Annotated in this window: 14 protein-coding genes and 1 tRNA gene; 9 read left to right on the plus strand and 6 right to left on the minus strand. The window is 62.6% G+C overall.

Annotated features, from left to right (window positions below; genetic code table 11):
* Positions 1 to 162: 162 nt before the first annotated feature.
* The 7 genes from JN280_RS28365 to JN280_RS28390 all read left to right on the plus strand — a co-directional run bounded on the left by JN280_RS28365 (position 163) and on the right by JN280_RS28390 (position 5,671).
* A complete protein-coding gene (locus JN280_RS28365; RefSeq protein ID WP_202307273.1) occupies positions 163 to 666 on the plus strand; it encodes a VOC family protein in 504 nt (167 codons plus the stop codon).
* Between the two features lie 59 nt (positions 667 to 725).
* The gene (locus JN280_RS28370; protein WP_202307275.1) at positions 726 to 959 is read left to right on the plus strand and encodes an acyl carrier protein; all 234 of its coding nucleotides are present in this window, start codon (positions 726 to 728) and stop codon (positions 957 to 959) included.
* Between the two features lie 109 nt (positions 960 to 1,068).
* A complete protein-coding gene (locus tag JN280_RS28375) occupies positions 1,069 to 2,310 on the plus strand; it encodes an MBOAT family O-acyltransferase (protein ID WP_244743619.1) in 1,242 nt (413 codons plus the stop codon).
* A gap of 9 nt (positions 2,311 to 2,319) precedes the next feature.
* A complete protein-coding gene (locus JN280_RS28380; protein WP_202307279.1) occupies positions 2,320 to 3,582 on the plus strand; it encodes a hypothetical protein in 1,263 nt (420 codons plus the stop codon).
* Complete coding sequence (locus tag JN280_RS40035; protein ID WP_274609041.1) at positions 3,579 to 3,707, plus strand: hypothetical protein; 129 nt, start codon at positions 3,579 to 3,581, stop codon at positions 3,705 to 3,707. Before JN280_RS28380 ends, JN280_RS40035 begins: the two co-directional genes overlap by 4 nt.
* Positions 3,708 to 3,866: 159 nt before the next feature.
* Positions 3,867 to 4,157 (plus strand): hypothetical protein, encoded by a 291-nt coding sequence (locus JN280_RS28385; RefSeq protein WP_202307281.1) that lies wholly within the window; start codon positions 3,867 to 3,869, stop codon positions 4,155 to 4,157.
* 170 nt (positions 4,158 to 4,327) lie between these two features.
* On the plus strand, positions 4,328 to 5,671 hold the full coding sequence (locus JN280_RS28390) for a calcium-binding protein (RefSeq protein ID WP_202307282.1): 1,344 nt from the start codon (positions 4,328 to 4,330) through the stop codon (positions 5,669 to 5,671).
* A 224-nt stretch (positions 5,672 to 5,895) separates the two neighbouring features.
* Here JN280_RS28390 and JN280_RS28395 read toward each other — a convergent pair whose 3' ends face one another.
* On the minus strand, positions 5,896 to 7,077 hold the full coding sequence (locus JN280_RS28395) for a phosphopentomutase (protein WP_202307283.1): 1,182 nt from the start codon (positions 7,075 to 7,077) through the stop codon (positions 5,896 to 5,898).
* Between the two features lie 416 nt (positions 7,078 to 7,493).
* Here JN280_RS28395 and JN280_RS28400 point away from each other — a divergent pair, with 416 nt between their 5' ends.
* Positions 7,494 to 7,739 carry a hypothetical protein gene (locus JN280_RS28400; protein WP_202307284.1) on the plus strand — a complete coding sequence of 82 codons (246 nt, stop codon included), beginning with the start codon at positions 7,494 to 7,496 and terminating at the stop codon, positions 7,737 to 7,739.
* A 460-nt stretch (positions 7,740 to 8,199) separates the two neighbouring features.
* On the opposite strand, the gene JN280_RS28405 is transcribed toward JN280_RS28400, so the two are convergent.
* The 5 genes from JN280_RS28405 to JN280_RS28425 form a co-directional block, all read right to left on the minus strand.
* The gene (locus tag JN280_RS28405) at positions 8,200 to 8,940 is read right to left on the minus strand and encodes a hypothetical protein (RefSeq protein ID WP_202307285.1); all 741 of its coding nucleotides are present in this window, start codon (positions 8,938 to 8,940) and stop codon (positions 8,200 to 8,202) included.
* A gap of 313 nt (positions 8,941 to 9,253) precedes the next feature.
* A tRNA-Arg gene (locus tag JN280_RS28410) sits at positions 9,254 to 9,330 on the minus strand.
* 50 nt (positions 9,331 to 9,380) lie between these two features.
* The gene (locus JN280_RS28415) at positions 9,381 to 9,686 is read right to left on the minus strand and encodes an ETC complex I subunit (protein ID WP_202307286.1); all 306 of its coding nucleotides are present in this window, start codon (positions 9,684 to 9,686) and stop codon (positions 9,381 to 9,383) included.
* A gap of 225 nt (positions 9,687 to 9,911) precedes the next feature.
* Positions 9,912 to 10,586, minus strand: a complete 675-nt coding sequence (locus JN280_RS28420; protein WP_202307287.1) for an FkbM family methyltransferase — start codon at positions 10,584 to 10,586, stop codon at positions 9,912 to 9,914.
* Between the two features lie 210 nt (positions 10,587 to 10,796).
* The gene (locus JN280_RS28425; RefSeq protein WP_202307288.1) at positions 10,797 to 11,102 is read right to left on the minus strand and encodes a DUF982 domain-containing protein; all 306 of its coding nucleotides are present in this window, start codon (positions 11,100 to 11,102) and stop codon (positions 10,797 to 10,799) included.
* 753 nt (positions 11,103 to 11,855) lie between these two features.
* On the opposite strand from JN280_RS28425, the gene JN280_RS28430 reads away from it, so the two are divergent.
* A complete protein-coding gene (locus tag JN280_RS28430) occupies positions 11,856 to 12,344 on the plus strand; it encodes a hypothetical protein (RefSeq protein WP_202307290.1) in 489 nt (162 codons plus the stop codon).
* Positions 12,345 to 12,357 lie beyond the last annotated feature (13 nt).

Raw genomic sequence — 12,357 nt, forward strand, 5'->3', positions numbered from 1 at the left:
ACTTGCCGAGACTACAGCGCGTCGCGTGAAGAAGGATCCACGCGACGCGCTGTAGGTTCTTGATTTAGCGCATGTCTTTTTCCCGAATCCGCTGCACAGTTTCGGGAGGCATGCGTTATATCGACGACAGGCTGGCACGGCAACCACGGGCTTCGGCACACCATGACCGACATCGTCTTCGACCCTCGAAAGGTTTTCCACTACGGCTACGTCGTGCCGAATATGGACCGCGCCCTTAGGACCTGGACCCGTCAGGGCGCCGTGATCGTCGTACCGCCGTCGGTCGACCCGATCCAGAACGTCTCCTGCGCGCTGCTCGTCTATCTCGACAGTGTGCCCATCGAGCTGGTGGCGCCGCTGCCCGAAGGGCCTAACCCCGTCGCCTCCCGCCTGTCCAAAGGCGGCGGGCTCGACCATGTCTGCCTGTTTTCCGACGACCTCGACGGCGACCTTGAAAAACTCGAGGCCGAGGGCGGCATCCAGCTTGTTGCTCCATGCTTCGGCGCGGTGTTCAAGAGGCGCCTTGCCTTCGTCGCGACCCGCGCCGGGCTGATCGTGGAGATGATGACGCGCGCCATGGTTGACGGCGCCGGACCCGACCCGCTGCTATCGTTTCTCGGCCGGGCCGATTTCCGACAACCGCCCGTCGACGTCCAGCCGAGTTGAATTACCTCTCCCTCGACGATATGGGTCGGGTCCAACGCAAGCATTCCAAGAGGGGGCTCATGAGCGACAGACTTCTCGCCTTGTTCGCCGAGGAACTGGACGTTTCTTCTTCCGCACTGGACGACGACAGTTCACCCGACACGGTCGAAAACTGGGACAGCCTCGCGGCCATGCGCCTTGTCGCGGCGATCGAGAGCGAGTTCGATGTCAGGCTGTCGACCAGGGAGATCATGAAGATGCGCTCGATCGGAATCGCTAGGGCCGTCCTCCGGGACAAGAGCGTCGACGTCTGAGCGGCCCGCAATCTTGAGAAGTGCCCCCTGCAAGGACCGAACGCAGAAGCTTGCCAAGGCGCTCGACGTTCTGCCCTTTTTCACCCTGTCCACTCGATAGGCATGCGTGATGGGCAGCGGCGGTTTCTTCGGCTTCTTCCTGGATCTCTTTTTCCTGGTCCCGATCCTGCTCGCCGTCAGGGCCGCCTTCCCTCACCCGGTCGCCTTCCGGGTCGCATCGACCCTCGCCGGGCTCTATCTCATCTACGCCCAGGCGCCGCGCTTCCTGCCCTTCTTCATTGCCTATTGGGTCGCGGTCTGGCTGCTGCAGCACCTTGCCGCGCAGGCGGAGCGGCGGCCCTCCAATGCGAACCTCGCTCTTGCCGTCGTCGTCGTCGTTCCCCTCGCGCCGATGGTGGCGTGGAAGCTCGCTCCTGCACATTTTGTCCCCTCGCTCAACGAATTCGCGGCGAAGGTTCTCTGGGCGGCGGCTCCCGGCTTCGGGTTCGCGGACGCCCTGGTCGGCATCGTCGTGCCGCTGGGTCTTTCCTTCGCGACCTTCCGCGCGCTCGACCTGCTGCTGAAGATCTATCTCGGCCTGCTGCCGCCGCTGAGCTTCGATCGCGTGCTCTATTACGGCTTTTTTCCGCCGATCCTCGCACTTGGTCCCATTGCCGAATATGAGGAAGTGAGAGCGGACAAGCCTTCGTCCCGATGGCCCAAGGCGGGGGATGTCGCGGTCGGCATTTTCCGTGTCATGCTCGGCATCGTGAAGATCTTCGCGGTCGGCATGCTCCTGGAGCGCGGCGCGGCGGTGATGTGGCGGGGCGGCGACGCGTCGGTGTGGGCGAGTTGGGGCGCGCTCCTGCTCTACGGATTGTTCTTCTACGCGAACTTCTCCGGCTACAGCGACGTCGCAATCGGGGCCGCACGCATCCTCGGACTGAAGCTGAAGGAGAACTTCGCCAATCCATTCCTGAAAACCAACCCGCAGGCCTTCTGGAACGCCTGGCACATGAGCCTCACGCGCTGGACGCAGCGCTACGTCTTCGTCCCGCTTGGCGGCATGCGCCCCGGCCGTCACTACGCCGCCGCCTTCGCCAGCATCATGGTCATTGCGCTTTGGCACGGCCTGGCCCTGCCGATGGTGGTGTTCGGCATCTTCCATGGAACGATTGCCGTCGCGCACCGCTGGCTGACCGAGCGCCGGCGGCGCGCAGGCAAGAAGCCCGGTCCGGAGCCCTGGTACGGCCATGCCCTCAAATCCGCACTGGTGTTCTCCTACGTGTCGCTCAGCCTGCCCCTTCTGGTCCTGGACAGCGGGCAAGCGCTGGCGCTTTATGGCCGCCTGTTCCTCGGCACGCCGATGTAGGGCGCTGACATGCTGGATTTTCAGCCTTGGATCGAACGCACTTTCGGCGCCTGGACGTTCCGCGAGATCGTGATCGCCCTGGTGGTCGTCGCCGCCGCCCTCGCCGCTTTCGATGTGGCGCGGGCGTTTGTGCCGATCCCCGTCTTTCCGACACCGGACGCTGGCTCGTCGAGCGCCATAAGGCGCTGGCTCGACCGTGACGATCCGCGCGGCTTCCTGCCGGGCTCCGCGCTCGGTTCACCCGGCGAGGATGACGGGCGCTTCGACATCGCCTGGATCTCGGGTTCGCCGATTTCCATCCGCAAAGCGCCGTCCGAATGGCGCCTGATGGGCAAGTCGGGCTACGAAATGACCGATGTGCTGGCGCGCTATCTCGTTTCCATGGACGGGCGGCCGGTCAGGATCCAGGAATATCTGCTTCAGGGCGTGCGTATGGGTGATGTCAGGCGCGCCGTACTGTTCGCGGCCCATCAGCCCGAAATCGATGCCTATGTCGTCGAGGCGAACCCGGTCTGGATGCTCAACGACCTGCTGCAATTCACGCTGTCCCGACAGCGCGCCTCCGTCCTCGGGCTTCCCGGCGCGACGCGGTTCGACTTCGCCGTGATGGCGCGGCTGCTCAGGCCGCATGAAATCGGATTCCAGCTACTTGCAGGGGCGCTTCCGGTCATACGTGACCGTTTCGCCCTTTTCGGTAGGCTGTCGCCCTCTCCCCTTCCACCGTTCCCGCAGCGCAAGCCTGCAGAACATGTCCGGGACGGGCCGATGGTCGGCACGTGGATGAATTGGCTTTTCCCCGACATCGCCACGCTTCCCATCCCCGAAGCTGCCGCCGGCCTGCGCAGCTACCGCAACCTGATGCTGATGGGCGACCTCGGCGAGGAGGGGCTGGGCATGCGGCTGTTCGCGGCCAATCTTCGCACCCTGGCCGCAACGGGCAAGCCTGTGATCGTCTTCATGCCGCCGCTCAATCCCAAGCTGAAGCTCGATCCCGCCTCGGTCGACTATGTGCGGTCGATGACCGCTGCTCTCCAGCGGCAGTTTGCCGCCGCGGGGGCGCCGAACATCATCTTCCGCAGCGATACGGTCTGGGCGGAGCCGCAACCCGCCGACTATTTGGACATATTGCACCTGCGCCACGGACAGGGCGTCATCGGTCTCGTTGTCGGTTTGCTCGAAGAGAAGATCGGCAAGACCTTCGCGAAACGGCCGCTGTCCGATGTCTATGGCGCACCGGAGAGGACGACCGTCGGACAGAAGGCAACACCATGACCGACGGACCGGGCAAGGACATCAACTGGGTCGCCGTCTTTGTCTTTGCCCTCGCGGTTCTCGCCGGCTTCGTGCTGATTCTTTATGCCGGCGGCGGCAGCAGCTTCGTATACGACAACGTCTGAGCGGAAGCCTTTGTGGCCTTTTCGAGGCCACCACCCCTATCCAATCGTAGAAGCGGGCTCATCCCTTTGGTGCTGAAAACTTCAAGGGGGCGGCGGCGTTATCCTACGGGAAAGCGGATGGCGCGGCGGCGGCGGCCGCGCCAAACGAGGAGTAAGAAAATGAGCAAAGCTCGGACAATCGCTGTGGGTCAGGAACGCTTCGAGATACGCGACGACGGTATAGCCAGCGTCTTCACCGACCTCATCATAGAAAGCAGGCTGATGGGCGGTGTCGTCTGCCTGTCGCTTGGCACGCTGGTCATCGACGGAGACGTCGACGCCGGAAACGACCCGGAAGCCGTCATCGCCGCCAGGCTGCGAATGACGCTGCGCACGGCAAGGGCTGTCCATGAACAGCTTTCGCTGCTGATCGAGCGCGCCGACCAGGAACTCAAGCCCAAACCGAACTAGTGCGGCGACTTCGCACGATTTCGAAATCTCGATCGGCGACGAAATTCGAAATCAAAACGAAAATATGTCCTGAGTTCCCTTTTTGCGATAAGTGCTTCCGCCTCGTCCATACGCGCGGTGCCGATCCCTGTTAGCGGTGCGTCCCTCGAAAACAACACGGAGACGGGACAATGCCGACTTATGTAGGAACCCTTGGCGCCGACAATATCAACAATGCCGTTTCGGACGTCATCTACGGACTTGATGGAAACGATACGATATTCTCGTCATTTGGCGGAACAGTTCACATCTACGGCGGACAAGGTGAGGATACGATCGATTACAGCGATGTGGCAGCGGGTAGCGCCAAGATCTACGGCGACGATGGTGCGGACATCATCGACGGCGGCGCGAACAACGATGAGATCTATGGCGGCGAGGACGGCGACCAGATCACCGGCTGGATGGGCGACGACTATATAGACGGAGGACGAGGAAACGATCAGCTTTATGGCAATGACGGTTTCGACACCATCTACGGCGGCGATGGCGCTGATATCATCCATGGCGGCGCCGGCGAAGACATAATCGACGGAGGTTACGGCAACGACTGGCTGGACGGCGGTTCCGGAGCCGACATCATGATCGGCGGTGTCGGCAGCGACACCTTCTATGTCGACCACGCCGGCGACTATGTCGAGGATTCCGGTATGGCCGGGAGTGGCAACGATCTCGTGATCGCGTCGGTCAGTTTCAGCCTGATCGACCCGGATCATGCGTCCGGCCGGATAGAGATGCTGACGCTGGAGGGAACAGCCGACATCAACGGCACCGGCAATGAGATTGACAATATCATCAAGGGCAATTCGGGCGCGAACATCCTGAACGGTCGCGGCGGTGCCGACAAGATGACGGGCGGCGCGGGCGACGACAGGTATTACGTCGACAATGCCGGCGACAGCGTCATCGAAGCGGCCGGAGAAGGCAATGACGTCGTCTACACCTACACCAGCTACCAGTTGGCAGCAGGACAGCATATCGAGACTTTCTCCACCACCGCGCTTAGCGGCACCGGGGCCATCAACATGACCGGCAACGAGGTGGCACAGCGCATCAACGGCAACAACGGGGATAACCGCATCTATGGGGGCGCCGGCAACGACCTACTGGTGGGCTACGCCGGCAATGACAACCTGGAAGGCCAAGCCGGAAACGATCGCCTTTTCGGAGTGTCGGGCGCCGACAAGTTCATCTTCCGCTACGCCACCATGGCGACGGCCGGCGCCGACACCATTGTCGACTTCGATGCGGACGATCTCATCTTTGTGGATCACCCGACATATGCCGGCGCCCTCGGCGCTTCGTCGTTCCGCACCGGCACCGAGGCGCTCGACGCCGACGACCGCTTCATGTGGGACGCCCCCAGCAAATCGCTCTACTTCGATGCGGACGGCAACGGGGCAGCCTCCAAGGTGCTCATTGCGGTTCTGGAGAATGGCTACGCGTTGTCGGCGGACGACATAATGATGTTCTGAAGCCAGATCCCGCACGTCCCGGCTCGAGGTTGCGGGCTGCCGGCTGGCTCCGAGGCCCGTAACCCTTCCGACATCACCTTCAGGACCTCGGCCAGGATTTTGCGTTCGCGCCGAGGCGTCGCTTCAAGGTGACAGTGACACCCAAGCGCTTTCGAATGCGCGCGGCTCGCCATAATTGAATCGGGAATTGAAGGTTCGTTCAGCCTGCGCTTGGAAGCCAGACGTCACCTTCCGATCCCCAGATGCGAAGCGACCAGTTCGGCGACCGCGGCATAAGGCATGATGCCGAGTTCCTTGCCGTCGATGCCGGGTCCGGTCGCAAGCACGGGTACACGCTCGCGGGTGTGGTCCGTGCCGCGCCAGGTCGGGTCGTTGCCGTGGTCGGCAGTAATGACAAGAAGATCGCCCCGCCGCAGCCGGCCGGTCAGTTCCGGCAGCCGTGCATCGAACGCCTCCAGCGCTCTCGCATAACCCGCCACGTCGCGGCGATGCCCCCACAGGCTGTCGAACTCGATGAAGTTCGTGAAGACAAGGTCGCGGGGCTCCGCCCTGTCGCACCAGTCGAGCACGCGGTCGAAGAGCGCCATGTCGTCGGCGCCCTTGGCGACATCGGTGATGCCCTTGTGGGCGAAGATATCGCCTATCTTGCCCACCGCGTGGACCGCGCCACCCGCGGCGATCACCCGGTCGCAGATCGTGCCATCGGGCGGCGCGATGGCGAAGTCCTTGCGGTTGGGCGTCCGGACGAAGCTGCCGGGCGCCTCGCCGACGAAAGGCCTGGCGATGATGCGGCCGACATTGAGCGGATGGAACAGCTCGGCCGCGACCCGGCACAGATCGAGCAGCCGGCCGAGCCCGAAATGCGTCTCATGGGCTGCGATCTGCACGACGCTGTCGGCCGAGGTATAGACGATCGGCATGCCGCTCGTGATGCTTTCCACCCCGAACCGGTCGATCACGTCCGTTCCCGACGCATGGCAATTGGCGAGCGTGCCGGGAATGCCGGAACGGGTGACCAGTTCGCCCATCAGCTCTGCGGGAAAAGCCGGGACCGTGCGCGGAAAATAGTGCCAGTCGCGGGTGACGGGCACGCCGGCGAGCTCCCAATGGCCCGACTGCGTGTCCTTGCCGGCCGAGCTTTCTTCCGCGACGCCCCAGCGCCCGGCCGCAACGGCGCCCAGACCGGGTGCCGCCTTGCCGGAGGAGAGCTGGATGGCAGCTCCCAACCCCAGCGAATCGAGATTGGGGATGTCAAGCGGACCGCTGCGCCCCTGCTCGGCGCGGCCGCCAGCACATGCCTCGGCGATGTGAAGCAGCGTGTTGGCCCCTTCGTCGCCGTAACGTGCCGCGTCCGGCGCGCCGCCGCATCCGACGGAATCGAGAACGCAGAGGAAGACACGTGCCATCATTTCACCTCAAGCAAGCTGACAGCGACCGAGTGAACGGCGCCGGATCAGTTCAACGATCTCATAGAAAGCCCAGCCGATGAGGGATAGCAACAGGACCATGCCGATGACCACGGCCGTATCGCTGTTCTCCTGCCCGAAGACACGATGTAGCCGATCCCCTCGTTTGCTCCCATCGATTCGCCGATCACGGCCGCGATCATGGCGAGCATGGCGGCGGCCGTGCCATGAGCACCGAAGGCAGGAGAGACAGCAGCTCGATATGGCGGAAGCGCTGAGCGCGCCGACCGGTCCGAGGCGCGGGAGCATCAATTCTGCTTAAGTCGATTACGCCCTACGCACAGGTGCAGTCCCGGCCGATCACCGCTAACCTCGATGGTCCTCCAGGCAACGCGCAGTGCACGTGGAGAGAAACGATGAAGCTCAGATTGTTGAGTTCGACCGGCGCTATGCCGATGCTCCTGGCAACCGTCGCCGGCGCAACCGTGCTCGCAGGCGTTGTCGTTGGCGGTCTCGATTCGCAACTACAGAACGAAGACGCGGATAGGGGCGGCGTCAGTCGTTCCGCGCCCAGCCCGACCCTCGGCATCGGCCTGCCTGCGTTGGTCGTCGTCGGCGGATATGTCTGGGTCCGCTATAGGTCCAAGAAGCGCCGGACATAGGCTTGAAAGAGATCGAGGACTATGCGCCGACGGAGGACGATGGCCGGGCTGGCAAGCCCGGCGGGGCCTTCGCGCCGGCCAGAACGGACCTCCCCCGATCACGCGTTCCACCTTTGCCGACGTGCCGTGCCCATTACCCCGGCGGATCGAGATGGGTGCGCATGACGGTTGCTTCCCCATCCCCGCAGCCTTCCCCGAAAGACAGGCGGGTCGGCATCCGCAACGTCACTTTCGAGGCCTGCTCAGGCTTCACTCACGTTACGGCCCATCGGCTCGCTCAACCGCCCAAGGCGGACTTTGTCGCAGGGCTTCGATCCATCCAGTTACCCGGACAAACCGCCTGCCAGCTACCAGTTCAAGCGACAACTCACTGGGTGGATACTTCCTGCACTGGTGGAACACGCGCTCGGGGCGCACTGTCTTTTTCCCGAAACCGGTGCCCACTTTCGGGAGACATGCTTTAGGGTTCGCGGGGGTCGAACCGCAGTGCGTCTGTTATCTGGTCGATAGTATAGCGCCTGGCGCCCCTGAGAGATTGCCACTTCGCTTCTTGGGCTTCGTCCTCCGCGATGTTGCCAATAATCGTGCTTGCACGGCCCGTCGACAAGTTGATGCTGACTTCTTCCGTCTCGCCTGTGCCGCGATGCGTCCGGCTTCGGTCCAATCCGATCAATTCAAAGCCGTCATCCTGGAAACGGAACGTCAGTTTCGTCTGCCCCATCTCCCAACCGCCCGCGCTGGCGAAAAAGCCGAGAGTGACCGAGAACGCTCCTCTCGCGACTGCCAAACTTCCTGGGCTGGCGAATGGATCGTCCAAAACCGGGTCTTCGTGCCTTGGTATGAGGGTGTGATTGGCGAGCGCGAGACGGTAGTTTGCCCGGCCTTCAGTGCCAAACGCGACGGCAAGGATTCGTGGATTTGTATCCAGGCTATTGGAGCCCAGCCCGTCCAGGTTCGCCACTATGTTGGCCGGATTGTCCTCCCGCAGTACGAATACGACGTCGTTGACTCGATCGCGGTTCAAATCACCTTCCGCTTTTGCTTCGAAGTACCAGCCAACCGGTACGAAATCCCGGAGCTCCGAAGCCGTTTCAGGAAGATCGGGATACCGCGCTGCGGGGATTTGCAGCTCACTCGCTACGCAAGTTTGCCACATTGCAGCTGGCGCAAGAGCCAGACTGATCCAAAGCCCTGTTCGCATTGATGCCCCCGAAACGGACCGCCCGTCCAATGCGGGCGTATCCTAGTCAAGGTCATTCCATGCTGCCAGCCATGGAACAGCAGGAAAGATGAGTACAAGGCGGATGAAATGTTGGAACGCGGCCAACGGCCGCGACGGAACTCGTCGGCCGGAGGGGTACTTCCTTCACCTGTCACGTGTCAGGATTCGAATGAGCGGCAGCCCATAACGTTCGCATAACTGCCATAGCGCGCTACGGGTCTACAGGGCGGACTTCGGGCTTTCGCGACGCACCATCGAAGCCAAAAAAGATAATTATTTCCACTTGATGCGTTGGCGATCCCGGCAGGATTCGAACCTGCGACCATCGGCTTAGAAGGCCGGTGCTCTATCCAGCTGAGCTACGGGACCGTCCGCGCCGGCCTAGCCGGCGAAGCCGTGGATGCGCCTGATCGGAAGCTTCAGTGCGTCCACGGGGTCTTGCGGTCATAGCGGAAATTCTCCGCATAGGAAATCTGCCGGCGGCGCGTTTCCTTGGGCAGTTCGACACGATAGGCGAGCCCGTTCTTTTCGGCATAGGCGACCGCCTCCTGCTGCGAACTGAAGGTCAGCCTGATCTGGCTCTTCATGTCGCCCGAACTGGTGTAGCCCATGAGCGGATCGATCTTGCGCGGCATTTCCGGATCGAATTCGAGCACCCAGAGACCGGTCTTGCCCTTACCGGACTGCATCGCCGTTTTGGCGGGGCTGAAAATGCGTGCGGACATGTCCCTCATTCCTTGCTTCGGCGCGAGGCGCCTCGACCTGTGGCGTCAATACTGTGCATTAGGGCCAACGGCAAGACATAAGCCATCCGACGACTCGCCTTCGCCCGAGGAGGCTGGCGACCCTGGAACGTCCTGCGGCGTGCTTGTGAAGAAGGATGCCGTAGGTTCTTGATTTTGGCGCATGTCCTTTTCCCGAAACCGCTGAACACTTTCGGGAGAAGCGCGTTAGCGCCACCCCAGGCAGATGTTGTCGATCCGCCCGGTTGCCATCCTCTCGCGGATCGCGCCGAGACGGCGCGAGAGTTGCTCGGAGAAATGCTCGTGGGTCTCGACCAGGATGAGATCGATCCGGCGATCGAGGCCCGCGTCGAGGATGGCCTCGAGGACCTCCGCCTCGTAACCCTCGATGTCCAGCTTCAATAGCCGCACCGGTTCGGGCAGCGCCTCGACATATGCCACGAGATCGACGATCTCGACCTCCGATACCGGCGCGCTCATATGGACGTCGCGGCGCACCAAGGACGAAGCGATCGTGTCGGCGATCTCGCCTGAGGATGCCGACTGCGTCTGGTAGAAAGGCGCGCGCCCGGGCTTTGCCCCGACGGCCTTCGCTTCGATCGTCAAGCCAGGGGTTTCAGGAAAGCGCGAACGCAGCACGTCGAGCGCTGCGGGGTCGGGCTCGAATGCGATGACCTTGAGGCCCCTGGCAAGCAGGAACGCGGTGACGTCGCCGACATTCGCCCCGCAGTCGATCGCAAGCGCTCCCTCGGGCAACTCCCGAAGCAGCCTTCGCATTCTCAGCAAAGCGCCCTTGAAGGCGTCACGAGGCCGTTTGCGGAACCTCCGGTAAAGATGCCACCGGAGCCAGGAATTCCAGTAGCTCTCGTCAATTTCGAGCATCTTGCCCGTTCGCTCCCTTTCGATCGAAGGGCGCTATCATAGTCGGAATGCGACCACAAACCGCCGATCACATGTTTGCCGGTGCGGCGCCCCCAGCGGTACCACCTGCCCCCAGGCTTGCGCCGACCGCCGAGCAAACGCCGTTGCAGCCATGTCGAGCGGTGCCCGACGATGTCGATTGCGCTATCCTCGAGAGTCCCACCAGGCCGACTAGGCTGGAATGCCACCTCGACCGGGCTTGGAGGCGACCATCCACGGTTCGATCTCGACAGGCGCCTGGTCGAGGATGTTCGCTGCGCGGGCGAAGCCGGTGAAGGCCTCGTACGCATAGGAGGCTGGTATCTCGCCGCGCTGGGCAGCTTCGCAGGCCCGGGAAGCGGCGTCGTAGATTGGTCCACGGCGCGCTTGCGGCCATTCGGCCAGGAACGCAAGCGCCTCACCGACGCATGTGACCTCGCGCCGAAGGCGTTCTCCGTTCCTTAAGAAAACGGCACGTGCAAAATTCTTCCTGTTCATAGGCTCCTCCTGCTGTGAAGCGGCGCGTGAGGCGCCGCTCCCTGCGTTCCAAGGCCCTCATGCTGGACGGCGCGTATGCCCCAGTTCGCCGACGGCATCCCTCATCGCCTGCAATGCACGTCCAACCGGCCGTCGAGCGCGTCGCGACAGGTGCGCATGGCGGACCTTGGGACCGGAATTTGGCGGGCTCAACCGAGCCATCCATTCGATGGCTTCCCAAGTCGTGGCGACCCGGCGCGGCGCGGCCTCATCGCAGATCTCTGCGGGCAAAGGACACTTGTCGTCCATCATCACTTCCTCGGATTGCTGCGTGGTCTCTTTGAGCAAGCGATGGCCGCAGGCCAGATCCGCCGCGACCTGAGCAATAAATGGTCTTCAAGGCCGCCACCCGCAAGCCCGCTCCCCCAACAGCCGGCACCGCCATCGCGAGCGCGCCGGCGGTGTGTTGCAATCTTCGAGCGGCTGCGTTTTCAAGCGGCTCGCAATAGTTCCATCCTCTCGACCAGATAGCGGCGCCGCTCCTGCCAGTCCGGCGTGGAATGCCGATGCATCCACACGGCCTCAGTCGCCGTCACGGCCCGTCCTCGCCGCCTGGCTTTCACGCCGACATGCGCGGCGCGCAGCCGCACGCTCCGACGATCGGACCTGTCGACAATCGGGATCAGCCTGGGATCGGGAGCCGCTTTGCGTGATCCATCGGGATTGGTGCGCCACCGGCCAGAGCAGTTGTCGCCAGCAACCCCGGAGACGCCGATGCGTCTGAATACATCGGCCATCAAGTCAGGCGGTCGAGGCACGGCCTGGGCAATCTTCGCCTTAGAAGCCCCGCTGCCACTCGAGATACGGGTTGCCGCCCGGTGCGCCGCGATTGCTACCGAAAGCGGGTTGCAATTCCGGATTGATATTGCTTTGGCTTGTCGCCTGACAACCGGCAACAACGACAACAATTACAGACAGAAACGCAATTTTCCACATTATTTCATCTCCGGAATGACACCCGCCTGCACCACATGCATTTGGATTACTGTTTGCATTTGTTTCAGATTTGTCGATCAATTGAGTATGAACAATAGACCCAGACTGAAGGACGGTCCTGTTCGATTCCGCAGCCCAAAGCCGAAGAAGCATATCGACTGGAGAGCGCGCCGTGAAGCCGCCCGCCAGTGGAAGGCGCAGCCATATTGTTGTGCCAACAGGAGCGCATCGCCGAGCGTTTTTCCGGCCTGCGCTTCGTCGCCATAAGCGCGCCGAACGA

Origin of the sequence: Mesorhizobium sp. L-8-10 (assembly GCF_016756635.1) — a bacterium.
Taxonomy (GTDB): domain Bacteria; phylum Pseudomonadota; class Alphaproteobacteria; order Rhizobiales; family Rhizobiaceae.